General features: G+C 73.0%; 21 protein-coding genes and 3 pseudogenes. 4 read left to right on the top strand and 20 right to left on the bottom strand.

Annotated features, from left to right (window positions below; translation table 11 throughout):
• Positions 1-146: 146 nt before the first annotated feature.
• A pseudogene (locus tag KSF81_RS31365) lies at positions 147-248 on the top strand (peroxidase); the annotation flags it as partial.
• 97 nt (positions 249-345) lie between these two features.
• Here the strand turns inward: KSF81_RS31365 and KSF81_RS09730 are convergent.
• Positions 346-1,464 carry a sensor histidine kinase gene (locus tag KSF81_RS09730; protein ID WP_217378809.1) on the bottom strand — a complete coding sequence of 373 codons (1,119 nt, stop codon included), beginning with the start codon at positions 1,462-1,464 and terminating at the stop codon, positions 346-348.
• A gap of 175 nt (positions 1,465-1,639) precedes the next feature.
• Positions 1,640-2,092, bottom strand: a complete 453-nt coding sequence (locus KSF81_RS09725; RefSeq protein ID WP_217381639.1) for an Rrf2 family transcriptional regulator — start codon at positions 2,090-2,092, stop codon at positions 1,640-1,642.
• A gap of 65 nt (positions 2,093-2,157) precedes the next feature.
• On the opposite strand from KSF81_RS09725, the gene cysK reads away from it, so the two are divergent.
• Complete coding sequence (gene cysK, locus KSF81_RS09720) at positions 2,158-3,135, top strand: cysteine synthase A (RefSeq protein WP_217378808.1); 978 nt, start codon at positions 2,158-2,160, stop codon at positions 3,133-3,135.
• Positions 3,135-4,283: a YbfB/YjiJ family MFS transporter gene (locus KSF81_RS09715; protein ID WP_217378807.1), complete on the top strand. Its 1,149-nt coding sequence runs from the start codon at positions 3,135-3,137 to the stop codon at positions 4,281-4,283. The genes cysK and KSF81_RS09715 overlap by 1 nt, the downstream gene beginning before the upstream one ends.
• Here KSF81_RS09715 and KSF81_RS09710 read toward each other — a convergent pair.
• Positions 4,225-5,265, bottom strand: coding sequence for a tripartite tricarboxylate transporter substrate binding protein (locus KSF81_RS09710; RefSeq protein ID WP_217378806.1), 1,041 nt, complete (start codon positions 5,263-5,265; stop codon positions 4,225-4,227). The two genes, KSF81_RS09715 and KSF81_RS09710, sit on opposite strands and share 59 nt — an antisense overlap.
• Before the next feature lie 119 nt (positions 5,266-5,384).
• On the opposite strand from KSF81_RS09710, the gene KSF81_RS09705 reads away from it, so the two are divergent.
• The gene (locus KSF81_RS09705) at positions 5,385-7,388 is read left to right on the top strand and encodes a DUF4139 domain-containing protein (RefSeq protein WP_217378805.1); all 2,004 of its coding nucleotides are present in this window, start codon (positions 5,385-5,387) and stop codon (positions 7,386-7,388) included.
• Positions 7,389-7,397: 9 nt separating this feature from the next.
• Here the strand turns inward: KSF81_RS09705 and KSF81_RS09700 are convergent, their stop codons facing one another.
• The 17 genes and pseudogenes from KSF81_RS09700 to hrpB all read right to left on the bottom strand — a co-directional run bounded on the left by KSF81_RS09700 (position 7,398) and on the right by hrpB (position 22,461).
• The gene (locus KSF81_RS09700; protein ID WP_217378804.1) at positions 7,398-7,922 is read right to left on the bottom strand and encodes a heme-binding protein; all 525 of its coding nucleotides are present in this window, start codon (positions 7,920-7,922) and stop codon (positions 7,398-7,400) included.
• 47 nt (positions 7,923-7,969) lie between these two features.
• Positions 7,970-8,935, bottom strand: a complete 966-nt coding sequence (locus tag KSF81_RS09695) for a tripartite tricarboxylate transporter substrate binding protein (RefSeq protein WP_217378803.1) — start codon at positions 8,933-8,935, stop codon at positions 7,970-7,972.
• Between the two features lie 72 nt (positions 8,936-9,007).
• The gene (locus KSF81_RS09690; protein ID WP_217378802.1) at positions 9,008-10,045 is read right to left on the bottom strand and encodes a D-2-hydroxyacid dehydrogenase; all 1,038 of its coding nucleotides are present in this window, start codon (positions 10,043-10,045) and stop codon (positions 9,008-9,010) included.
• 25 nt (positions 10,046-10,070) lie between these two features.
• Entirely contained in the window at positions 10,071-10,856 is a 786-nt protein-coding gene (locus tag KSF81_RS09685; protein ID WP_217378801.1) for a class II aldolase/adducin family protein, read from the bottom strand.
• Positions 10,857-10,931: 75 nt separating this feature from the next.
• Positions 10,932-11,150, bottom strand: coding sequence for a hypothetical protein (locus KSF81_RS31990; RefSeq protein ID WP_375293368.1), 219 nt, complete (start codon positions 11,148-11,150; stop codon positions 10,932-10,934).
• A gap of 13 nt (positions 11,151-11,163) precedes the next feature.
• Positions 11,164-11,724: pseudogene (locus KSF81_RS09680) on the bottom strand (enoyl-CoA hydratase/isomerase family protein); the annotation flags it as partial.
• Positions 11,721-12,512 carry an acetate--CoA ligase family protein gene (locus KSF81_RS29410; protein WP_254453967.1) on the bottom strand — a complete coding sequence of 264 codons (792 nt, stop codon included), beginning with the start codon at positions 12,510-12,512 and terminating at the stop codon, positions 11,721-11,723. The pseudogene KSF81_RS09680 and the gene KSF81_RS29410, both read right to left, overlap by 4 nt.
• A gap of 190 nt (positions 12,513-12,702) precedes the next feature.
• Positions 12,703-13,827, bottom strand: a complete 1,125-nt coding sequence (locus tag KSF81_RS09675) for a CoA-binding protein (RefSeq protein ID WP_217378799.1) — start codon at positions 13,825-13,827, stop codon at positions 12,703-12,705.
• Positions 13,827-14,522, bottom strand: coding sequence for an acyl-CoA dehydrogenase family protein (locus tag KSF81_RS09670; RefSeq protein WP_217378798.1), 696 nt, complete (start codon positions 14,520-14,522; stop codon positions 13,827-13,829). Before KSF81_RS09670 ends, KSF81_RS09675 begins: the two co-directional genes overlap by 1 nt.
• A gap of 124 nt (positions 14,523-14,646) precedes the next feature.
• A pseudogene (locus KSF81_RS31985) lies at positions 14,647-14,895 on the bottom strand (acyl-CoA dehydrogenase family protein); the annotation flags it as partial.
• Entirely contained in the window at positions 14,892-16,049 is a 1,158-nt protein-coding gene (locus KSF81_RS09660) for an acyl-CoA dehydrogenase family protein (protein ID WP_217378797.1), read from the bottom strand. The pseudogene KSF81_RS31985 and the gene KSF81_RS09660, both read right to left, overlap by 4 nt.
• A 71-nt stretch (positions 16,050-16,120) precedes the next feature.
• Positions 16,121-16,399: a hypothetical protein gene (locus tag KSF81_RS09655; protein WP_217378796.1), complete on the bottom strand. Its 279-nt coding sequence runs from the start codon at positions 16,397-16,399 to the stop codon at positions 16,121-16,123.
• Between the two features lie 87 nt (positions 16,400-16,486).
• Positions 16,487-16,732, bottom strand: a complete 246-nt coding sequence (locus KSF81_RS29405; protein ID WP_309139521.1) for a sensor histidine kinase — start codon at positions 16,730-16,732, stop codon at positions 16,487-16,489.
• Positions 16,698-17,390, bottom strand: a complete 693-nt coding sequence (locus tag KSF81_RS29400) for a HAMP domain-containing sensor histidine kinase (protein ID WP_254453441.1) — start codon at positions 17,388-17,390, stop codon at positions 16,698-16,700. Before KSF81_RS29400 ends, KSF81_RS29405 begins: the two co-directional genes overlap by 35 nt.
• A gap of 608 nt (positions 17,391-17,998) precedes the next feature.
• Positions 17,999-18,679 (bottom strand): response regulator transcription factor, encoded by a 681-nt coding sequence (locus KSF81_RS09645; protein ID WP_217378795.1) that lies wholly within the window; start codon positions 18,677-18,679, stop codon positions 17,999-18,001.
• Between the two features lie 47 nt (positions 18,680-18,726).
• Positions 18,727-19,821 carry a trypsin-like peptidase domain-containing protein gene (locus KSF81_RS09640; protein ID WP_217378794.1) on the bottom strand — a complete coding sequence of 365 codons (1,095 nt, stop codon included), beginning with the start codon at positions 19,819-19,821 and terminating at the stop codon, positions 18,727-18,729.
• A 99-nt stretch (positions 19,822-19,920) separates the two neighbouring features.
• Entirely contained in the window at positions 19,921-22,461 is a 2,541-nt protein-coding gene (hrpB, locus tag KSF81_RS09635) for an ATP-dependent helicase HrpB (protein WP_217378793.1), read from the bottom strand.
• Positions 22,462-22,547 lie beyond the last annotated feature (86 nt).

The raw sequence follows: 22,547 nt of genomic DNA, 5'->3' as shown, positions 1-22,547 counted from the left end.
CCTCGCGGGAAGCGCCAGGGGCGCATGGGTCAGCCCCCTGCGGCGCGGCGTGGGGCCATGCCGTGAGCTTCCCGATGATCGCTGACCCGGAGAAGGTGCGGCTGATGCTGGTCTATCCGCCGAGCACCGGGCGGAACTTCTAGGAGATCCTGCGGGCGATCGACAGCCTGCAACTGACGGATCGCGCCAAGGTGGCGACGCCGGTGAACTGGCAGCCCGGCGAGCTCGCCATCATCCCGCCCTCGATCCCCGACGAGCAGCCCCGCGGCATGTTCCCGCAGGGCTGGGAGGCCCGGAAGCCCTCTCTCCGCCATGTCGAGGTGAAGGCGGGCCGCGGCGCCTGGATCACACGCGGCCGTGCCGGAGCGTCAGGGTCAGCCTGGTTCCACCGCCGGTTCCGTCCCAATGCGCGGTGGCGGACAATTGGCGGGCCAGGCCCTCGATCATGCGCATGCCGGTGCCGCCGAGCGGCTCCGGCGGCAAGCCGCCGCCATCGTCCCAGAGGGTAAGCTGCGCCATGGCGGATTTCAGCGTCTCCAGCCGCAGCCCGATGGTGCCCTGCTCGCCCTCGAAGGCGTATTTCAGGCTGTTGGTGATGAACTCGTTCACGATCAGGCCGAGCGGCGCCGCCTGCTCCGGGGAGATGGTGAGCTTCTTCACCTCCAGCACCAAGCGGATGCGGGTGCCGTCCTCCTCATGGAAGCGCAGCAGGCTGCCCGCCAATTCGGTGAGATAGGCGCCGAGATCAACGCGATCCACCTCGCCGCCGAGATAGAGCTTGTCATGCAGCAGGCGCAGCGCCTCCACCCGCTGGCCGATGGCGCGCAGCGCCTGCCGGGCCTCCAGGTGCCGGGCGCGGCGCTGCTGCACCGCCACCAGGCCGACGATGACCTGGAGGTTGTTCTTCACCCGGTGCTGCAACTCCCGCAGCAGCCTTTCGTTGTCGTCCGCCCGGCGCCGCAATTCCGCCGCCGCCCCCAGCCGCTCCACCGCCGAGGCCAGCATATTGGCGTAGGTGCGAAGGAAGGCGATGTCATCGGCGGTGAATTCCCGCACCTCGCGGCTGTCCACCTCCAGCACGCCATAGGGCGGCTTCCCCTCGGCGCCGATCACCACGACATTCACCAGGGACCGCACCCCATGCTCCCGCACGAAGGCGGGGATGCTGAAGCGATCTTCGGCTTCGGTGTCGGTGCAGATCACCGGCTCCCCGGTGCGCAGCGCATGGCCTTCGGAGGAGGTCTCCTCGGCCCGCACCGTGGTCTGCCCTACGACACCGGGCCGCCAGCCGGTGCCGGCCCGGACCAGCAGGGTCCGGCCGTCCCGCTGCAATTCCATGACCTTGGCGAAATCGGTGCCGAGCCCCTCGGCCACCAGATGGCAGGCGTCGTCCAGGATCTCCTGCAAATCATCGGAGCGCAGCGCCAGCTCGCCGAAGCGTGCCAGGGCTGTCTGCTGCGCCAACAGCCGTTCCCGGCCCGCCTCGTCCTGATCCACCATGCCGCCACAAAGCCGGGAAACGCGGCCGGGTTCCGGCGCCTTGGCCACCTGCAAGACCGGCTTCGGCAAGTTGAGCGGCGCGGGCCCGGATCACGACCTTCAGCGGCTCCGCCTAGATCGTGAAGTTCAGCGGCTCCGCCTAGATCGTGAAGTTCAGCGGCTCCGCCGCGGGCCGCTTCAGCCCGGCCGCCTGGGCACGGCGCAGCAGGTCTTCCAGGGTGAGGGCCGCCAGCCGCTGCCGCAGGCCCGTGTCCAATTCCTGCCACAGCGGCACCACCACCAGGGCTTGCAGCCTGCCGGAAAGCCCCTCCTCCGGCGCCTCCGTCCCTCCCTCCAAAGCGGCCAGGATATCGAGCAGGCGGATGTCGCGGGGGCGGCGGGCCAGGCGGTAGCCGCCGCGCGGGCCGCGCAGGCTCTCCAGCAAGCCGGCGCGGGAGAGCGCCTGCAGCACCGGCTCCAACCCGCGCCGCGCCGTGCCCAGCCGCTCCGCCACCTCGGCCGCACCGGCGAGCTGGCCGCTGCGCCCGGCATGGAAGGCGATGTCCAGCGCCACGGCAACGGCGGTCAGGGCACGGTCTTGGCGCAGCAGCACAGGGCGATTCTCCAGGCGAACGGGACTGAAATACGCCAGCGGATCGTGGTAATCCATGCTGCGATATGCCCCAGCCCGACCCTCCCTCCGCCCCCGCCCCTGGCCGCGGCCGCCTCTACGGCAGCGTGCTGGAGGTCATCGGCGGCACGCCGCTGGTCCGCCTGCCGCGGATCGAGGCCGCCGAGGGGCTGGCCGCGCGGCTGGCCCTCAAGCTGGGATCCCAGAACCCGCTCGGCTCGCTGAAGGACCGGATCGGGCTGGCGATGGTGGAGGCGGCGGAGCGCGAGGGGCTGATCCGCCCCGGCGAATCGACGCTGGTGGAACCGACCTCAGGCAATACCGGCATCGCCCTCGCCTTCGTCGCCGCCGCCAAGGGCTATCGGCTGATCGTGGTGATGCCGGATGGCGCCAGCATCGAGCGGCGCAAGATGATGCGGCTGCTGGGCGCCACCCTGGAACTCACCCCCGCCCGGCGCGGCATGGCCGGGGCCATCGCCCGGGCCGAGGCGATCCTCGAAGCCACGCCGGGCGCCTGGATGCCGCGGCAATTCGACAACCCCGCCAATCCCGCCATCCATGCCGCCACCACGGCGGAGGAGATCTGGGCCGATAGCGGCGGCCTGGTGGATGCGGTGGTGGGCGGCATCGGCACCGGCGGCACGCTCACCGGCATCGCCCGCGCGCTGAAGCCGCGCCGCGCCGGCCTCCGCATCATCGGCGTGGAGCCGGCCGAGAGCGCCGTGCTCTCGGGCGACGAGCCGGGGCCGCACGACATCCAGGGCATCGGCGCCGGCTTCACGCCCGGCGTGCTGGAACTCGACCTGCTCGATGCGGTGGAGCGGGTGGCGGAACGCGATGCCTTCGCCGCCGCCCGCCGCTGCGCCGCGCTGGAGGGGCTGCCCATCGGCATCTCCTCCGGCGCCGTGCTGCATGCGGCGCTGGCGGCGGCGCGCGACCCGAAGCTGGAAGGCGGGCTGGTGGTCGGCATCGCCGCCAGCTTCGCGGAGCGCTACCTCTCGACCGAGCTCTTCGCCGGGCTTTGATGCGCCAGCTCCTCCGCCCGGCCCTGGCCGGCGCCGCCGCCACCTGCTCCGGCAACGGGCTGGCGCGCTTCGCCTATGTGCCGATCTTCCCGGCCATGGTCACGGCCGGCTGGGTGGATGGCGGCGGCGCCGGGATGCTGGGCGCGGCGGCGCTGGCCGGCTACCTGCTCGGCACCCTGGCCGGGCGCGGCACGGCGCGGCGCCTCGGCGTGCCGGGGACGCTCGACCTCGGCATGGGGCTGGTGGCGCTCTCGGTCGCGGCCTGCGCCTGGAATGGCGGCTTCTGGTGGTTCATGGCCTGGCGCGGCATGGCCGGCGTGGCGGGCGGGCTGCTGATGGCGCTGGCCGGGCCGGCGACCCAGGCCAGCGTGCCGCCGCAACTGCGCGGCACCGCGGGGGGCGTGGTGATCGGCGGCGTGGGCATCGGCATCGCCACCGGCGCGCTGCTGGTGCCGACCCTGCTGCCCGCCGGGCTGCCGGCCACCTGGCTGGGGCTGGCGGGCCTCACCCTGCTGCTCTGGGGTTTCGCGCATCCGCGCTGGCCGGACATGGCGTTGCATGGCATCGCGGCCGAGGCGCCGCCGCGCGCCCGGCTGCTGCTGCTGACCTATGGGCTGCATGGCGCCGGCATGGTGCCGCCGATGGTCTATCTGGCGGATCTGGCGGCGCGCGGCCGCGGGCTCGGCGTGGTCTATGGCTCCTTGGCCTGGCTCTGCTTCGGCCTGGGCGGCATGGCCGGGGGCGTGCTGAGCGGCCGCGTCACCGACCGGATCGGCGGCCTGCCGACTCTGCTGCTCTGGCTCGGGTTGCAGGTCCTGGCGCTGGCGCTCACGCTGCCGCCCGTGCCCTGGCTGGTGCTGCCGGCCGCCGTCATCGCCGGCTTCGCGGCGATCGGCGTCACCACCGTGACCCTGACCGTGACGCGGCTGCTGGCGCCGGCTCAGCCGGCCGCGATCTGGGTGCAATGCACGGCGGCCTTCGCGGTGGTGCAGGCGGCGGTGGCCTTCGCGCTGGCGGCGCTGTTTGCCGCGACGGGGGAGAGCCATGCGGCGGTCTTCGGCGCGGGACTCGCTTTCTCCCTCGCCGCTTTCACCGCCGCGGCGGCACTGGCGCGCCGGCCCCGTGCGGCTGCCGTGCCTCGCCCATGACCTTCAGGGCGTGATGCCCTTCTCCCGCACCAGCGCCGACCAGCGTTCCAGCTCGCCCTCCAGCACGCGGCCGAGCGCGGCGCCGTCCTGGCCGATCGGCACGCCGCCCTGTTCGGCGAAGCGCGCCTGCACCTCCGGCAGGGCATTCACCGCCTGCACCGCGGCCAGCACCCGGGGGGGCGATGGCGGGGTCGAGCCCCTTCGGGCCGAACAGCCCGTACCAGTAGCTATAGGCGAAATCGATGCCGGATTCGCGCAGCGTGGGCGCATCCGGCAACGCCGGAATCCGCCCGCCGGCGGTGCCGATGGCCAGCACCCGCACGGTGCCGCCGCGCACCGCGCCGAGCACGGTGGGCGGCGCCGCCACCACCACTTGCAGCCGCCCGGCGATCAGGTCGTTGAAGGCCGGGCCCATGCCGCGATAGGGCACATGCGTCATGCGGGATTGCGCCAGGTCCTGCAGCACCTCCATGTAGAGATGCGGCGAGCTGCCATTGCCCATGGAGCCGAAATTCAGCTCCCCCGGCCGGCTGCGCGCCTGCGCCAGCAACTCCGCCAGGTTGCGGGCCGGGAAGGCGGCAGGCACGGCGAGCACCGAGGGGTAGTCCACCAGCAGGGCGAGCGGCGTGAAATCGCGGCGCATGTCGAGGCCGAGATCGGGCATCAGCGGCACCGCGGTGGCGATCGAATTCTCGGAAAGCAGCAGGGTGTAGCCATCCGGCCGTGCCCCGGCCACAGCCCGCCAGGCGATGCTGCCGCCGCCACCCGGCCGGTTCTCCACCACGAAGGACTGGCCCAGCGCCTCGCCCAATTGCCGGGCATAGAGCCGCGTCACGAAATCCGTGGTGCCGCCGGGCGGCCAGGCGATGATGAGCCGCACCGGGCGTTCCGTGGGCCAGGCTGGCGGCGTTTGCGCAGGCCCCGGCACAGGCCAGAGCAGGGCAAGCAGCGCCAGCAGCGGCGCGGTCCAGCCTAGGGGCATGGCATTCCTCCCGGATTTCGTTGTGCCGACAGCCAAGCCGCGCCAGGGCCCCGCGGTCAAGCAAGCGCCACAGTCCGGTGCTAGCCTCGCTGTCCCGCCACCGGCCAAGGCCCCTTCGCATGCGTCGCACCCTGCCCCTCCTGCCATGCCTCGCCATCTGGCTCGCCCTGCCGGCCGGCGCCGTGGAATTGCCGGTGCGCAGCGTGACCCTTTCCAATGCCGGCCTCATGCAGATCGGGCGCCTGGGCAGCCTGGCGCCCGATGCCGCCATCACCTTCCGCGTCCCGGTCGAGGATGTGGACGACCTGCTGAAAAGCCTGCTGGTCCGCGACCCGCTCGGCCAGGTCGAGGGGGTACGCCTGCCCGCCCAGGACCTGGAAGCCGAGGCCTTCCGCGGCCTGCCGCTGCGCCCCGCGGATTTCGAGAACCGCGCCTCTCTGCTGCGGGCACTCCGCGGCCAGGCGGTGGAGGCCGGCGGCGCCAGCGGCCGGCTGGCGGATGCGGAGGAGGTCGAGGCCGGGCTGCGCATCGCGCTGGTCACGCCCCAGGGCCTCCGCCTGCTGGTGCTGCGGGAGGGCGAGGAGGTGCGGCTGGTGGAGGCCGGCCTCGCCCTCCGGCTCGGCCGCGCGGCGGAGGCGCTGGCGGCCTCGCGCAGCGCCGATGAGCGCCTGGTCGAGATCCGCCTGCGTGGCGCCGGCCAGGCGCGGGAGGTGGGCTTCGCCTATGTCGCCGGGGCGCCGCTCTGGAAGCCGTCCTGGCGGCTGGTGGTGCCCGCCGGCGAGGGCGAGGCGCGGCTGCAGGGCTGGGCGGTGGTGGAGAACCGCTCCGGCGCCGATTGGGAGGCGGTGCGGTTGGCGCTGGTTTCCGGCAATCCGGCCGCCTTCCGGCAGCCGCTCTATACGCCGATCCTGGTCGAGCGCCCGGTGCTGCCGGTGCGGGCCGCGGAGCGGGTGGCGGTGCAGCCCGATACCGGTCCCCGCCCGCCGCCTCCTGCCATGGCGATGTCCGCCGCCCCCGCCCCTGGCCCCATGGCCGCCCGCGGCGCCGGCATGGCGGAGGCGCGCTTCGCCGATCAGTTGGCGGCGGTGCCGCCGGCGGCGGCGGCCAGTTCGGCGGGCCGCGTCGCCTTCACCCTGCCGGCGCCGGTGTCGCTGCGCAGCGGTGAGACGGCCAACCTCCCCTTCCTCGATGCGTCCCTGCCGGCCGAACGCCTCTGGTGGGTGCAGGACCTCGCGGCGCGGAACCCCTTGCAGGCGGTGCGGCTGCGGAACACCAGCGGCGCCGTGCTGCCGGACGGGCTGGCCACGGTCTATGGCGCGGCCGGGGCGGAAGCGGGCGGCTATCTCGGCGATGCGGAGATCCGTGCCGTGGCACCGGGCGAGAGCCGCATCCTGGCCTTCGCCAGGGACCGTGACGTGCTGCTCTCCGCCGCCAATGCCCGCAGCGAGAGCCCCGTGCGGGTGGAACTCCGGCGCAGCCTGGTGGTGGTGGGCACGGTCCGGCGGGAGGAGGTGGCACTGGCGGTGGACCCGCACGGCGCGAAGGGCCGGCTGGTGGTGGACCTGCCCCGCCGGGCCGGCGCCACGCCGCGCTTCACCGTCAGCGCCGAGGGTGATTTCGGCCTCCGTCACGAGGCCCTGCTGGACGGCAGCGCCACCACGCTCCGCTTCACCTGGGAGCGCGAGGGGCGGCAGGAGATCCCGCTCTGGGATGCCGGCCTCGGCGACCCGGTGCTGCTGCGCTGGCGCGATATCGACCTGGAGCAGAGCCTGCGCCGCCTGCCCGGCGGCCCCGGCAGCCTGGAGACGCTGCAAACGGTGCTGGAGCGGCTGCCCGCCGAGGCGCCGGGCCGCGCGGCGCTGGCCGGGGTGGTGCAGTCGCTGGCCGAGACGCGGCGCCTGCTGGATGCGGCCCGCGCCGCCATCCGGCAATATTTCGCCGCCGAGGCCGTGCTCACCCGCGCCCGCGCCGCCGCCGAGGACCGCACCGGGCCGGAACGCGAGGAAGCCCGCCGCCGCCTGAACCAGGCCAGCCTGGCGGCGGAACGCGCCGGCGCCACGGCCGATGCCGCCTGGGAAGCCTGGCAGCGCGCCGTGCAGGAACTGCTGGCGCGGACGGGGTAGCGGTTTGGACTACAGCTTCCGCTCGCCCAGCCCCACGCGCTCATAGATCGCGTTGATGTGGTCCTTCACCTCCTGCGGCGTGTCATCCGTCGCGGGTTGGTGCTGCCAGCCGAGTTTCTCCCGCGCATGGCGGCCCATCACCTCGTCCTGGTCGGAGGTGCCGCCGCTGATGCCATAGGCGCCGACCATCTCCTCGCCCTTGAAGACCGGCGCGGCGCCGCCGGAGATGAAGATCTTGCCGCCGGTGAAGACCGCGGCATTCACCGCCAGTTGCGGGTTGCGTTCGCGCAGCCATTGCTGCGTCACCAGCCCGTCCTGGAAGCGCGGGCTCATGCTGCGGAAGGCCGACATGGTATGGGCCTTGGCCCAGGCGGTTTCCGGGGTGATCCAGCCGGCCTCGTCCATGCGTTCCAGGGCGATGAGGTGGCCCTCCGGCCCGACCAGCGCGACCGAGACGGGCACCCGCATCGCCGCCGCCTTCTCCACCACCGCCTGGATGAATGCGCGGCATTCCGCCGCGAACAGCTTCGCCATCACCCTGCCTCCTTCACTTCGCGCGCAGGCCCGTGGCCTGCATCATTTCACTTCGCGCGCAGGCCCGCGGCCTGCACGACTTCAGCCCATTTCCGCATCTCCGCCGCGATGAAACGCCCGAAGGCGTCCGGCCCGAGGGGCAGCGGATCGATCCCCTGTTCGGCGAATTGCGCAGCCAATTCCGACCCCGTCAGCGCCTCCTGCACCAGCCTGGCAAGCCGGGCGATGATCGGCGCCGGCGTTCCGGAGGGGACCATCAGCCCGAACCAGACCGAGCTTTCAAAGCCCGGAAAGCCTGACTCCGCGATGGTCGGCAGATCCAGCGCCGCGGCGCTGCGGGCGGCGGCGGTGGAGGCCAGCCCCACCAGCCGCCCGGACTCGATGGCGCCACGCACGCTGGAGGCGGGGGAGAACATCACCCCGACCCGCCCCGCCAGCAGATCCGTCACCGCCTGCGGGCTGCCCTGATAGGGCACGTGGCTGAGCCGCACCCCGGCCATCTGGTTGAACAGCTCGCCCGAGAGATGCGGCGAGGTGCCGATGCCGGAGGAGCCGAAGAAGATTCCGTCCGGCCGCGCCCGCGCCGCGGCGACCAGGTCCGCCACGCTGCGCAGGTTGAGCGAGGGATGCGCCACCAGGATATTCGGCACCTGCCCGACCCCGGCCACCGGCAGCAGGTCGCGCAGCAGCTCGAATCCCGGGTTCGGCTGCAGCACGGCATTGATGGCATTGGCGACATTGGCGGTGAAGATCGCATGGCCATCCGGCACCGCGCGGGCAGTCTGCTCGGCGGCGATGCCGCTGGCAGCGCCGGGCCGGTTCTCCACCACCACCGGCTGGCCGAGCGGCCCCTGCAAGGCCCGGCCCAGCAGCCGCGCGCCGAGATCGACCGCGGCCCCCGGCGGGAAGCCCACCACCAGGCGGACCGGGCGGTTCGGGAAAGCCTCCTGCGCCATCGCGCCTGCTCCCCCGAGCAGGGCGATCATGGCCGCGGTGACATGGCGTCGCTGCATGGCGTGCATCCTCGGCCTTCCGATCAGGGGCTGTCCGGGCGCAGCCTAGGCGGCTTTCCGCAGCGCCGGCATTCAAACTCCCGCAGGGCGCGGCACCAGGTTACGCAGCGCCTCGCCCCGCCGCCAGCGCGCCAGGTTGTCGCAGAAGATCCTTGCCACCCTCGCCGGCAGCCCGTCCGAGGCGGCGGCGCTATGCGGCGAGACGATGACATTGGGCTGGTCCCAGAAGGGGCTCTCGGCCGGCAGCGGCTCCATGGTGAAGACATCGAGGAAGGCGCCGGCCAATTGGTCGGACCGCAGCGCCGCCAGCAGATCCGCCTCCACCACCACGCCGCCGCGCGAGACATTCACCAGATGCGAGCCCCGCGGCAGCAGGGCCAGCACGCACGCGTCGATCAGGCCGCGCGTGCTTTCGGTGAGCGGACAGGCGAGGATCAGCCATGCCGTGCGCGGCAGCAGGTCCGGCAGTTCGGCGAAGCCGGCCACGGCATCGAAGCCCGGCGGGATGCCCGCCGCAGGATCGCGCCGCATCCCGGTGGTGCGGAGCCTGAAGGCGCGGCAGAGCCGGCCGATCTCCTGCCCGATCGGCCCGGTGCCGATGACGAGCGCCGCCTGGCCCTCCACATCGCGCGGCTCCGCGCCGGTATAGAGCGGTTCCCAGGCATGCCGCCGCTGCGCCTCCGCCGCGCGCGGGAAGCCGCGGGCCAGCGCCATGAGGCCGGTGACGGCCGTCTGCGCCACCGCGGGGGCGCTGGCGCCGGCGGCATTGGTGAGCAGCAGCCCGCGCGCCAGCATCTCCTGATAGGCCACCATGTCGGTGCCGGCGGAGAAGGTCTGCACCCAGCGCAGGTCGGGCGCCGCCTTCAGCAGCTCGATGAAGCGGCGGAAGCGCGCGGTGAGCTGATGCCGCGTGCCGCCGACAAAGAGGTCGCGCGAGACGAAGGCGACCTCGACGCCGGCGGTGTCCGGCAGCGCCCCTTCGGGCGCCGCCGGCAGCAGCACCGCCCCCGGCGCGGCGGCGAGGATCGCCTCGCCATGCCGCCGCGCCGCGACATCGGACAGCAGAACCTGCAAGGCGCCCGTGGCCGGCCGATTCACGGCTCCGGGCATGGCGCCCTCCGCCGATCGGACGGCATCAGTCCCGATAGCTCGGGTCGATCCGGTCCAGCTTGCGCAGCAGTGCCGGCCAGTCGAGCACGCCGAAGGGGCGGCGGGTCTGCGGCTGGTAGTTCATGTAGGTCTTCTCGACCACATCCTGCGGCAACTTGATCATCGGGCTGTTGCAGGACATCGCCGCGATCTGCGTCTTGCAGGACAGTTCCAGCCGGTGCAGCGCGTTGAAGCACTCGGGGATGGTGTTGCCCACCGTCAGCAGGCCATGGTTGCGCAGGATCATGGCGTTGTTGTCGCCGAGGTCGCGCACCAGCCGCTCCTGCTCGGAAAGGTCGAGCACCACGCCGTTGAAGTCGTGATAGCTGATATGGGCGAAGCGCATGCTGGTCTGGGTGTTCGGGATCAGCCCGCATTCCAGCGTCGAGACCGCCATGCCCGGCCAGGTATGGGTATGCGCCACGCAGGCGATCTCGTGCTTCGCCTTGTGGATCGCCGAATGGATGACGAAGCCGGCGCGGTTCACGCCGTAATCGGTGCCGGGGAATTCCGGCTTCAGCACCACGTTGCCGTCATAGTCGATCTTGATCAGCGAGGAGGCGGAGATCTCCTCATAGAGCATCCCGTAGGGATTGATCAGGAAAGTGTCCTCGCCCGGCACGCGGACAGAGACGTGGTTCGCGATCAGGTCGCTCATGTGGTAGAGGTCGACCAGGCGATAGCAGGCGGCGAGATCGACCCGGGCCTGCCATTCGGCGGCGCTGACCTTGTGGCGCATGGAGGGGATTCGGTATTCGGTGCTGTCGAGCATCGCTTGGGTTCTCCTGTCCTCAGATGGTCGGGAAGTCCTGGGGCCGGGCGGGATTCCCCGCCAGGGTGCGGCGGGTCATCGGCCCGTGAACGCGGGCTTGCGCTTCTCGGCGAAGGCGCGGGTCGCTTCGCGGTGGTCCTCGGTGCTGGCGGCGATGGCGGCGCAGGAGGCGGCGAAGTCCAGCGCGCTGCGGAAATCGCTGCCGGCGCCCTGCTGCACCATGCGCTTCATCAGCCGGATCGCCACGGTCGGGCCATTGGCCAGGCGCTCGGCCAGGGCGCGGGTGGCGTCCATCAATTCCCGCATCCGGCACCACGCGGTTCACCAGGCCGATCCGCTCGGCCTCCTGCGCCGAGACGAAATCGCCGGTCCAGAGCATTTCCAGAGCCTTGGGCTGGCCGATCAGCCGCGGCAGCATCCAGGCGCCGCCATCGCCGGCGACGAAACCCACCTTGATATAGGTCTCGGCGAAACGCGCGCTCTCGGCGGCGATGCGCAGGTCGCCCATCAGCGCCATGTCCATGCCGGCCCCCGTGGCCGCGCCGTTCACCGCGACGATATAGGGCTTGTCGAGCTCCATCAGCGTCAAGGGAATGCGGTGCACATGGTCGGTGAGGTATTTGCGCCGGTCCCAGGGCTGCTGCCCGCCGGCTGAATTCTTCGCCATGCGCTTCACATCGCCGCCGGAGCAGAAGATGCGCCCCGCCCCGGTCAGCACCACGGCGCGGATGGCGTCATCCAGGATGCATTCGCGAAGCGCGGCCTCCCAGGCGGCCAGCATCTCGGTGGTGAAGGCATTGCCGGAATCCGGCCGGTTCAGGGTGATGGTGGCGATGCCGCCGGTGGTCTCGAACAGAAGCTCGCTCATGCGGTTTCCTCCAGCACCGCGAGGGCATCGGCGATGGAGACGCCCTGGCCTTCCGGGTGCACGATGACGGGGTTCAGGTCCAGTTCCTTGAGGCGCGGCCCGGCGGCGACGCCGATCTCCGAGATGCGCGCCAGCAGCGCCGCCAGCGCCTCGACATCCGCAGGCGGGGCGCCGCGCGCGCCGGTGAGCAGCCTGGCGCCACGCAGCGACAGGATCATCTCCCGCGCCTCCACGACACTGACCGGGCAGGGCGCAAGCACCGTATCGGCCAGCACCTCGGCATGGATGCCGCCGAGGCCGCAGAGCACCATCGGCCCGAAATCCGCATCCCGCGTCAGGCCGATGATGCATTCCACGCCGCGCGGCGCCATGCGCTGCACCGACACGCCCTCGATCACCGCGTCAGGCGCATGGTGGCGCACGGAGTCCATCATGCGGGTGAAGGCGTCGCGCACCGCTGCCGCATCCGCGAGGTTGAGCGCCACGCCGCCGGCCTCGGTCTTGTGCGGGATGCCGCGGGACTGGATCTTCAGCGCCACCGGGAAGCCGATCGCCCCGGCCACCGCCGCCGCTTCCGCCGCATCGCGCGCCAGGCGTTCCGGCGGCAGCGCCAGGCCGCAGGCGGCGAGCAGGGCGCGGCTCGCATGTTCCGTCAGTGCGCCCTGCCCCTGCAACAGCCGCAGCGCCGCTTCCGGCAGCGGCGGCTCTTCCGGCAATGGCACCGGGCCGCGCGCCTGGAATTCCGCCTGGTCCACCAACGCCCGCAGCGCCCGCACGGCGCCGGTCATGCTGGGGAAGCAATGCAGGTCGAGTTCGGCGAAGAGGCGCTTCGATGCCTCGGAGATCACCGAATAGCTGTAGAACAGCACCGGCTTGCCGCCGCGCCGCGCGATCTCCGCCAGGCCCGCGCCCTCGCGCAGCAGCCGCCCCTCATGCGCGAAGGAGCCGGCGATGATGAAGGCGTCGATATTCGGCGCGTCATACAGGATGGAAAGGCAGCCGAGCAGCCCGCTCATGCCCTGCGCCGTGACATCCACCGGGTTCCGCGCCGCGCCGTAATGCGGAATCTCCTGCCGCACCCGCGCCTGGAATTCGGGCGGCAATTCCCGGCACCTCCAGCCCGAAGCGGCCGCAGGCATCGGTCATCCAGACCGCCACGCCGCCGGAGGTGGTGATGAGGCAGACGCGCCGCCCGCTCGGCAGCGGATGCCGTGAGAGCCCCGCCGCGATATCCAGCAGCTCGTCCTGGTCATCCGCCCGCTGGATGCCGTGGCGGCGGAACACCGCGTCGCAGGCCGCGGTCGTGCCCGCCAACGCCCCGGTATGCGAGGCCGCCGCCTGCCGCCCGGCCTCGGAACGCCCGGCCTTGGCCACCACCACCGGCTTGCCCCGCGCCGCCGCCGCCCGCGCCATGGCCAGGAAGCCGGCCGGGTCGCGGATGCCCTCCAGATAGAGCATCACCACGCCCACCGCCGGGTCCTCCGCGAAGTGCCGCGCGAAATCGGCGATGGTGAGGTCCGCCTGGTTGCCGACCGAGACGATGTGGCTGAAGGACAGGTCCAGCCCCCGCCCGCGCTGGTAGAAGGCGAAGCCGAGGCCGCCGCTCTGCGAGGCGATGGCGATGTTGCGCCCCGGCCGGTCCGGCCCCTTCTCCACATGCACCGCCGGGCTGAAGGTGGCGGCGAGGTCGGCATGGATGTTGGAGAAACCCTCGGCGTTCGGCCCCGCCACGCGGATGCCGAGGCGCCGTGCCACCTCGGCCAGCTCCCGTTGCAGCCGCGCCCCCTCCTCCCCCGCTTCGGCGAAGCCGGAGGAGAACACCACCGCGCCCGGCACCCCGGCCGCCGCGCATTCCTCCAGCGCCGCGGCGACGGTCGGCGCCGGCACCGCGATCAGCGCGAGATCCACCGGCCCCGGCACCTCCGCGATGCTGCGGCTGGCAGGCAGGCCGTGGATGGTGCCGCCCTTGCGGTTCACCGGATGGATGGCGCCCTGCCAGCCCACCGCCAGCATTGTGTGCAGGATGCGGCCGCCGATCTTGGCCGTGCCCTCGCTGGCGCCGATCAGCGCGATGCGGCGCGGGTTCAGGAATCGGTCGAGCATCAGGCGGCGAAGCCCGGCGGCAGCGCCCCGTCCGTCAGCAGCGGCCAGAGCCCCTCGCTCCCCACCGCCCGCGCCATGCGCCCGACCACGCCGGCCCATTCGGCCTCGCTGCCGAATTCGTCGCGCCAGGACCAGAGCCGGCGCGTGCTGAAATGCAGCACATGCTCATGCGTGAAGCCCATGGCGCCATGCACCTGATGCGCAATGCCGGCCCCCAGGGTCGCCGCCTCGCCGACCCGCAGCTTGGCGCAGGCGATCTCGAAACCTGCCGGGCCGGCGGTGGCGGCGCGGGCGGCGACCTCGGCGGCCACACGCGCCGCGGCGGCCTGGCTGGCCAGCACCGCGATCTGATGCTGCACCGCCTGGAACTTGGCGATCGGCCGGCCGAACTGCACGCGGTCCTGCGCATAGCGCAGGGTGAGGTCGGTGATGCGCTGCAAGGCGCCGGCCATGGCATTGGCGCGGAACAGGGCGCCCAGCCCGCGCAGCCGTTCCGGCGTGAGACCGGTGCCCGGCGCCCCGGCGGCCAGCACCGGTGTCGCCGCCAGGTCCACCGTGTCGCGCGGCTCCCCGGCATGGTTCCGCGCCTGCTCCACCACCGCGGGCGCCCCGGCCAGCACGGTGCGCGCCCCCTCCGGGCCTGGCACGACAACGACAAGGCCACTGAGATGCCGAGCCCAGGGCACCCGCCGCATCCGGCCAGCCAGCCGCCCCCCCCGCGAAGCCCGCCACATCGCCGCGCAGCACCGGGGCGATGCCGAGCGGCCCCTCCGGCGCCGCCAGCCCGGCCGCCGCCAGCGCATGCTGCGCCAGCAGCGTCTCCTGCACCGGCACCGGCACGGCATGCGCGCCGGCGACGCGCACCAGCGCCAGCAGGTCGTCCAGCGCCAATCCCGCGCCGCCTGCTTCCTCCGGCGCCCCGGCCAGGGCGAGGCCGGTCTCCTCCATCGCCGCCCAGAGCGCCTGCGGGAAGGTCCCGGCCTCCACGGCGTCGAGCGTGGCGCGGGTCGCGTGTTCGGCGAAGAGCCGGTCCGCGGTTTCGGTGAGCAGCCTGGTGGTGTCGCTCATCTCAGGCCAAGCCCCCGGGCGATGATGCCGCGCAGTACTTCCTTGGTGCCGCCGCGGATGGAAAAACTCGGCGCGTGCAGCACGCCATGGCCGAGCACCTTGGCGTAGTCGTCGCCCTGCGGCAGTCCGGCCAGCGCCTCCTCGCCCACTAGCCGGCGCGCGACTTCCGGCACCTCCTGCTCGAAGACCGTGCCGAGGTCCTTGATGAGCGCCGCCTCCACCTGCGGCTGCTGGCCCTGCTCGACCAATTGCGCCACGCCGAGCGACATGTTGCGCAAGGTCCAGAGCTGCGCCACCAGCCGCCCCACCGCGCCATCGCTCTCCGGCGGCGCCTCCGGGCCCAGGTGGTCCAGCAGCCCGACCAGCACGCTGTGCGAGCTCAGCCAGCGGTCCGGCCCGCTGCGCTCATAGACCAACTCGCTCGTCACCTGCTTCCAGCCATTGCCGATGGTGCCGATGACCCGGTCCTCCGGGATCAGCACATCCTCGAAGAGCACCTCGTTGAAGTCGTGCCCGCCAGCCAGGTTGATGATCGGCCGGATGCTGATGCCCGGTGACTTCATGTCCACCAGGAATTGGCTGACCCCGGCATGCCGGTCCTCGCCGAGCGGCGAGGTACGGGCGAACAGGATCATCATGTGCATGCGATGCGCGTTGCTGGTCCAGATCTTGCGGCCATTCACCCGCCAGCCGCCCTCCACCTGGGTGGCCCGCGTGCGGATGGAGGCGAGGTCGGAGCCGCTGTCCGGCTCGCTCATGCCGATGCAGAAATACATCTCCCCGGCGGCGATGCGCGGCAGGAAGGCCTGTTTCTGCTCCTCGGTGCCGAAGCGGAGGATGGTGGGGCCGCTCTGCCGGTCGGCCACCCAATGCGCGCGCACCGGGGCGCCATGCGCCAGCATCTCCTCGGTCATGACATGGCGCTCCAGCGCGCTGCGCTCATGCCCGCCATAGCGTTTCGGCCAGGTCATGCCGAGCCAGCCGCGCTGGCCGAGCCGCCTGGAGAATTCCGGGTCCCAGCGGGCCCAGCCACCGGCACCCCGGGTGAAGCGGCCCTCTGCGATCTCGTCGCGCAGGAATTCCCGCACTTCCCGCCGGAATGCCTGCAACCCTGGCGAAATCTCCGCAACGGCGAGGTTCACTCCCCCGTCCATGCCCGCTTCCTCCATACGCTGGAGGCGAGCTTAGGGGCCCGTGCCGCCCCCCTCAAGCCGGGGGCGCGGGATCACTGCGAAGGCATCACCGTGGTGGAGGCCTGGGCGGCGCGGATGGCGCGGCGCAGCTTGGCCACGCCGGTGCGGACATGGCCATTGCCGCAGAGCTTGACGCCCTCCGCCGCCAGGGAGCGGGAGGGCTCGCGCCGGGCCGCCGGCAGCGAGGCCAGCCGGGTGGCGAGGCTGCCGCAATATTCGGCGGTATCGGTGGTGATCCGCGGATCGGGTTCCGCCGCGGCGGAGACCGCGAGGGCGAAGATCAGGACAGGGGGCATCAGCAGACCACGCATGGCGCAGCAGAATGCCGGCCACGGCCTCAAGCCGCAGTGGGCAGTGCATGACGCTTCGGTCATGGCGAGGTTCCGGCAAGGATCGGGTCAGGGCAGCGGCAGGCGCAGCACCACCCTGAGGCCCGGCGGCTCCCGCCCCGGCACCGCATCCTCCAGCCGGACCTGCCCGCCATGCAGATGCGCCACCGCCTGCACCAGCGAGAGGCCGAGGCCGGAGCCCGGCGTGGCACGGGCCTTGTCGGCGCGGAAGAAGCGCTCCCCGGCATGGCTGCGGTCCTCGGGCGAAAGGCCCGGCCCATCATCGGCCACCACCACCTCGATGCTCCCCGGCACCGTGCGGGCGGCAAGCTCCACGGTGCCCCCCCGGGGGCGTGAATTTGATGGCGTTGTCGAGCAGGTTGGCCACCGCCTGGAGCAGCAGGTCGCGGTCGCCCACCAGTTCCAGCCGTTCCGGCAGGCTGGTGGTAAGCCGCTGGCCGCGCGCCTCCGCCGTCGCCTCGTAGAGTTCCGCCGCATCGGCCAGAACCGGCACCAGGTCGAAGGTGGCGAAGGCGGCGCGCCGGGCGCCCGCCTCGGCCTCGGCGATCCGCAGCAGTGCCTGGAAGATGCGGCTGATGCCATCCAGATCGGCGATGCCCTGCTCCACCGCCGCGCGCAGCGGGACGCTCTCCGCCGGGCCGTCCCCGTTGGCGGCGCCATTGGCGCCCCCATTGGCACCCTCGCGCGGCGCCCCCCCGGCCGCTTCCAGCGCATCCTCCAGCTTCGCCCGCACCCGGGCGATCGGCGTGCGCAGGTCGTGCGCGATGGCGTCGGAGACGCCGCGCACGCCTTCCATCAGCGTGCCCATGCGGTCGAGCATGGTGTTCATGGTCGCCGCCAGCCGGTCGAACTCGTCGCCGCGGCCGGAGAGCGCGACGCGCGAGGACAGGTTGCCCCCCCGCGATGGCGGTGGCGGTGGCGAAGGCCGGGCGCATGCGCCGCTGCAGCGCATGGCGGATCAGCCAGGCGCCAGCGAGCGCGAAGACGATGACCGCGCCGGAGGCCCAGAGCACGCCCTCGGTGATGAGCCGGCGCAATTGCTGCCTTTCCGTCTCGTCGCGGCCGATCAGCAGGCGCAGCCCCGGCAGGTCCAGCCGGTGCAGCCGCGCTTCCGCCTCGGCGCCGTCATGCAGCACGCGGGTGCGAATCCAGGCCCCCGGCTCGGAGGCCACGGCCGGCCAGTGGCTGAGATTGCCGGCCAGCCGGCGCTGCCCCGCCGCATCCATCATGAGGTAGATGGATTCATTGTCGGCATCGACCGCGAGGCGCTCCTCGATCGCCTCGGCAACCCCGGTCGGCCCCGCCTCCCGCCAGCGTTCCGCCAGCGCGGTGGCATCGGCGCGGATCGCGATGTCGGTCTGCCGGTCGAGCGCGCCCGCGGTCGCCCACCACAGCACGGCGACCAGCGCGATGGCGGCGCTGGCGAACATCGCGACGAAAAGCACCGCGAAGCGGAACCCGGCGCTGCGCAGCAGCCGCGGCGGGCCGAGCCCGCTGCCGGACGCGAGGCCGCCGCTCAGGACGTGCCGGTCCTGGCCGCGCCGATCCCGGCAGCCACACTCACGGCTCGGCCCGGATCATGTAGCCGGCATTGCGCACCGTGTGGATCAGCGGCTGGTCGAAGCCCTTGTCCAGCTTCTGCCGGAGCCGCGAGACATGCACGTCGATCACGTTGGTCTGCGGGTCGAAATGGTAGTCCCAGACCTTCTCCAGCAGCATGGTGCGGGTCACCACCTGGCCGGCATGGCGCATCAGGTGCTCCAGCAGCCGGAACTCGCGCGGCTGCACCTCGATGCGGCGGCCGGCGCGGGTCACGCTGCGCGACAGCAGGTCGAGCTCCAGGTCGGCGACGCGCAGCTTGGTGGCCGGCGCATCCACCGAGGGCCGCCGCCCCAGCGCCTCCACCCGCGCCAGCAGCTCGGCGAAGGCGAAGGGCTTGGTGAGGTAGTCGTCGCCACCGGCCTTCAGGCCCTTGACCCGCTCGTCCACCGCCGAAAGCGCCGAGAGGAACAGCACCGGCGTGCGGTTGCCCTGGCTGCGCAGCGTCTCCACCAGGCGCACGCCGTCCACGCCGCCGGGCAGCATGCGGTCGAGCACCAGCATGTCGAATTGCTCGGACGCCGCGAGGAACAGCCCGTCACGGCCATTCAGCGCGTGTTCCAGGGTATGCCCCGCCTCCTGCAACCCCTTCTTCACGAAGCGGGCCACCTCGGCATCATCCTCGACCAGCAGAATCCGCATCGTTCCCTGTCCTTGCCCGGCTATGCCTGCCCAGCTATCCCCGCAAGCTATCCCTGCCCTGGCCGGCGCCCCACCTGTACCGGCAATTCCCGCTCGCGTCCCTCCCGCAATACGGTCAGGCGCACCGTCTGGCCCGGCGGCACTGCGGCGACATTGCGGACCAGGGCGCGGGAGGTTTCCACCCGCTCGCCATTGATCGCCACCACCACGTCGCCCGGCCGCAGCCCGGCGCGGCCAGCCGGGCTGTTGCGCTCGATCCCCGCCACCAGCACGCCGCGGCGGGCGGCGCGGCCATCCTCCGGAACCAGGTCCTGCACGGAGACGCCGAGCCAGCCGCGCTCCACCCGGCCATCCCGCAGCAATTGCTCGATCACCGGCCGCGCCAGGTCCGAGGGCGTGGCGAAGCCGATGCCGGCGCTGGCGCCGGAGGGCGAGTAGATGGCGGTGCTGATGCCGATCACCTCGCCCGCCATGTTGAAGACCGGCCCGCCGGAATTGCCGGGATTGATGGCGGCATCGGTCTGCAGGAAGTCATCGAAGGGCCCGGCGCCGATCTCGCGCCCGCGCGCCGAGACGATGCCGGAGGTGACGCTGCCCCCCAACCCGAAGGGATTGCCCGCCGCCAGCACCCAGGAGCCGACGCGCGCCTGGCTGGAACTGCCCCAGGCCAGGCTGGGGAGCCTGCTCCGCGCATCGATCTTCAGCAGCGCGAGGTCGGTGAGGTCGTCGGTGCCGACCACTCGCGCCGGAAGCTCGGTGCCGTCCTGCAGGGACACCACCACCCGCGTCGCATTGCCGACCACATGGTTGTTGGTCACCACGAAGCCGGCCGGGTCGATGATGAAGCCGGAGCCCGCGCCCGAGACTTCCTGCCGGCGGTTCCGCAACCGGTCGCGGAAATAGCGCTCCAGCGGCGTGCCGCGAAGCTCGGGCGGCAATTGCGCCACCTGCTCGCTGGTCACGGCGATATTGACCACGGCGGGCAGGACCCTTTCGGCGAGGTCGGCGAAATCCGGCACCAGCACCATGCCGCGCTGCGCCGCGGCGGGACCGGCGCAGCCCGAAAGGGGCAGCAGCGTCGCCGACAGCAGCAGGCCGGTGAGGCCGAGGCCGAAGCGGCGGCGTGGCGGGGCAGTGGACATGCGCGGGGTGATCCTCGGGGTGGTGCGGCGGCGGGCGGCGTGGCGTTTCACCCAAGTCTGGGCAGGACGGCCCGGTCCTGCAACCTCTGCGCCGTCGCTTCATCCATGCCCCCTTCCCTGTTTCGGCCCCTGTTTCGGCCCTTGGGGCTTCGGCGGATCGGGCTGCGCCCTGGCCGGGTCCTCCGGCCAGGCGTGTTTCGGGTAGCGGCCGCGCATCTCCTTCCGCACCTCCGCCCAGCCGCCGCGCCAGAACCCGGCCAGGTCGCCGGTAACGGCGATCGGCCGCCCGGCCGGCGAGAGCAGCGCCACCTGCAATGGCACGCGGCCCTCGGCGAGCGGCGGCAAGCTGGCCAGGCCGAACAGGTGCTGCGGCCGCGCCTCCAGGGTCGGCGTGTCCCGCGCATAGTCGATGGCGGCGCTGCGGCCGGCGGGCAGGGCGAGCCTGGCGGGCAGCGCGGCATCGAGCCGCCGCCGCTCTTCCCAGGGCAGGGCGCCGAGCAGGATCTCCGGCAGGTTCAGCCCGGCCAGTTCCGCGAGCCGCGAAAGGCCCGCGAGATGCGGCGCCAGCCAATCCTGCACGCTGGCGATCAGCGCCGCATCCGAGAGGTCGGGCCACGCCGCCCCTGCCCCCTCGGCATGGCGCATCCAGCCCAGCCGCGCCTGCAACTGCCGCGCGGCGGCGGTCCAGGGCAGGTCGCGCAACCCGCGCTCCGCCACGGCTTCGGCCAGGGCGGCGGCGATGGCGGCGGGGTCATGCGCGGGGTCGCCCGGCGGCAGCGGTGCCTCCTCCAGCACCAGCGGGCCGAAGCGGAGGCGGCGGCGGGCCTGCACGGTGCCGGTGCGGGGATCGAAGGCGGCGCCCGCCTCGCGCAGGAAGCGGTCGGGGAAGCGCGCCTCCAAGGTGGCGCGGTCGAGCGGCGCGGCCATGCGGATGCGCGTCTCGGTGCCCTGGAGTTCGAGATCGGCCACCGCCAGCAGGGCGGATTTCGAGAGCTTGTCGGTGGCCGGCAGCCGCGCGCCCTGTCCCCCGGCGGAGCCGGCGCCACCAAGACCGGCAAGCCGGAAGGCCCCATCCATCACGCCGCGCCTGGCCGCGATCCGGTCCGGGAAGCCGGCGGCGAGCAGCGCCCCGGCATCGCCCTCCGGCTGCGCCGTGCCATGCAGGCCGAGCCGCCGCCGGTGCAGCGCCGCGGCGCGGCGGATGCGGTGGAGGGCGGCGCGATCAGCGTTGGGATCATCCGCGCCATGCAGCAGGTCGAGGCGCAGCGTGATGTCGGCGGGCGCTTCCTTGCCCCGGATCGGGTCGCGCTCCTCCAGCAGCGCGGCGAGGTCGGCGGCCAGCGCCCGCTCGCCCTCGCCCTCGGCCGCCGCCAGCATCCGCGCCAGGCGCGGATGCGTGCCGAGCCGGGCCATGCGCCGGCCGGTGGCGGTGATGCGCCCCTCCGCATCCAGCGCATCGAGGTTGCGCAGCAGGGCCCGCGCCGCCGCCAGCGCTCCGGCGGGCGGCGGATCGAGGAAGGCGAGCGCGCCGGGCTCCGTGCCCCAGGCGGCGAGGTCGAGCGCCAGGCCGGAAAGCTCCGCCTCCAGGATCTCCGGCCGGTCCTGCAGCGCCAGGCCGCGATGCAGCGCCTCCGACCAGAGCCGGATCGCCACCCCCGGCGCCGTGCGGCCGGCCCGCCCGGCGCGCTGCTCGGCGGCGGCGCGGGAGATGCGCACGGTCGCCAGCCGGCCGAGCCCGGTGGCGGGGTCGAGCCGTGGCGTCCGCCGGAAGCCGCCATCCACCACGATGCGGACGCCGGGGACGGTGAGCGAGGTCTCGGCGATCGAGGTCGCCAGCACCACCTTCCGCTGCACCGAGGGGCCGAGCGCCCGATCCTGCTCGGCCGGCGGCATCTCGCCGTGCAGGGGCAGCACCTCAGCGTCCAGGCCCGCAAGCCGTTCCGCGGTGCGGCGGATCTCGCCCCAGCCGGGCAGGAAGGCCAGCACATCGCCGGGATGCTCGCGCAGCGCGGCGCGGATGGCGCCGGCCATGGCCTCCGGCAGGTCGCGCGGGTCGGCCAGGTCGCGGGCGCGATGCGCGACCTCGACGGGAAAGGCGCGGCCGAGGCTCTCGATGACGGGTGCCTCCCCGAGAATCCCGGCGAAGGCGGCGCCATCCAGGGTGGCGGACATCGCCAGCAGCCGCAGCTCCGGCCTGAGCGCGTGTTGCAGGTCGAGGCAGAGCGCCAGGGCCAGGTCGGTATCGAGGTTGCGCTCATGCGCCTCGTCGAAGAGCACCGCGGCGACGCCCTCCAGGCCGGGGTCGGATTGCAGGCGGCGCACCAGCAGCCCCTCGGTCACCACCTCCACCCGCGTGGCGGCGGAGATCGCGCGATCGAGCCTGGTGGCGAGGCCGATGGTCTGGCCCGGCTGCTCGCCGATCAGGTCGGCCATGCGGCGGGCGGCGGCGCGGGCGGCGACCCGGCGCGGCTCCAGCACCAGCAGCTTCGCCCCCGCCGCCCAGGGCTCGCGCATCAGCACCAGCGGCACCAGCGTGGTCTTGCCGGCGCCGGGCGGGGCGATAAGCACGGCATTGGAGCCGGCGCGCAGCGCGGCGGTGAGCGCCGGCAGCGCCTCGGTGACGGGCAGGTCAGGAAGCATGGCGCGGGTCTAGAGCAAGCCCGGCCCGGCGGGAACCGCGCCCGGTAGCGCGGCCCGGGCCGCCGGTCGTTACGGTGAAGCCGACC

It is taken from the genome of Siccirubricoccus sp. G192 (assembly GCF_019084075.1).
Taxonomy (GTDB): Bacteria; Pseudomonadota; Alphaproteobacteria; order Acetobacterales; family Acetobacteraceae; genus G192.
This window is presented reverse-complemented; position numbering and strand designations above follow the sequence as displayed.

Coding starts and splice junctions, on each gene's coding strand:
- KSF81_RS09685 (WP_217378801.1), bottom strand. CDS start 10,856: ATGCTCGACAGCACCGAATACCGAATCCCCTCCATGCGCCACAAGGTC.
- hrpB (WP_217378793.1), bottom strand. CDS start 22,461: ATGCTTCCTGACCTGCCCGTCACCGAGGCGCTGCCGGCGCTCACCGCC.
- KSF81_RS09715 (WP_217378807.1), top strand. CDS start 3,135: ATGCGCCAGCTCCTCCGCCCGGCCCTGGCCGGCGCCGCCGCCACCTGC.
- KSF81_RS09660 (WP_217378797.1), bottom strand. CDS start 16,049: ATGGACGGGGGAGTGAACCTCGCCGTTGCGGAGATTTCGCCAGGGTTG.
- KSF81_RS09675 (WP_217378799.1), bottom strand. CDS start 13,827: ATGCTCGACCGATTCCTGAACCCGCGCCGCATCGCGCTGATCGGCGCC.
- KSF81_RS09655 (WP_217378796.1), bottom strand. CDS start 16,399: ATGCGTGGTCTGCTGATGCCCCCTGTCCTGATCTTCGCCCTCGCGGTC.
- KSF81_RS09710 (WP_217378806.1), bottom strand. CDS start 5,265: ATGCCCCTAGGCTGGACCGCGCCGCTGCTGGCGCTGCTTGCCCTGCTC.
- KSF81_RS29410 (WP_254453967.1), bottom strand. CDS start 12,512: ATGACCGGCGCCGTGCGGGCGCTGCGGGCGTTGGTGGACCAGGCGGAA.
- KSF81_RS29400 (WP_254453441.1), bottom strand. CDS start 17,390: ATGCGCTGCAGCGGCGCATGCGCCCGGCCTTCGCCACCGCCACCGCCA.
- KSF81_RS09690 (WP_217378802.1), bottom strand. CDS start 10,045: ATGCCCGGAGCCGTGAATCGGCCGGCCACGGGCGCCTTGCAGGTTCTG.
- KSF81_RS09645 (WP_217378795.1), bottom strand. CDS start 18,679: ATGCGGATTCTGCTGGTCGAGGATGATGCCGAGGTGGCCCGCTTCGTG.
- KSF81_RS31990 (WP_375293368.1), bottom strand. CDS start 11,150: ATGGACGCCACCCGCGCCCTGGCCGAGCGCCTGGCCAATGGCCCGACC.
- KSF81_RS09700 (WP_217378804.1), bottom strand. CDS start 7,922: ATGGCGAAGCTGTTCGCGGCGGAATGCCGCGCATTCATCCAGGCGGTG.
- KSF81_RS09705 (WP_217378805.1), top strand. CDS start 5,385: ATGCGTCGCACCCTGCCCCTCCTGCCATGCCTCGCCATCTGGCTCGCC.
- KSF81_RS09670 (WP_217378798.1), bottom strand. CDS start 14,522: ATGCGGCGGGTGCCCTGGGCTCGGCATCTCAGTGGCCTTGTCGTTGTC.
- cysK (WP_217378808.1), top strand. CDS start 2,158: ATGCCCCAGCCCGACCCTCCCTCCGCCCCCGCCCCTGGCCGCGGCCGC.
- KSF81_RS09695 (WP_217378803.1), bottom strand. CDS start 8,935: ATGCAGCGACGCCATGTCACCGCGGCCATGATCGCCCTGCTCGGGGGA.
- KSF81_RS09640 (WP_217378794.1), bottom strand. CDS start 19,821: ATGTCCACTGCCCCGCCACGCCGCCGCTTCGGCCTCGGCCTCACCGGC.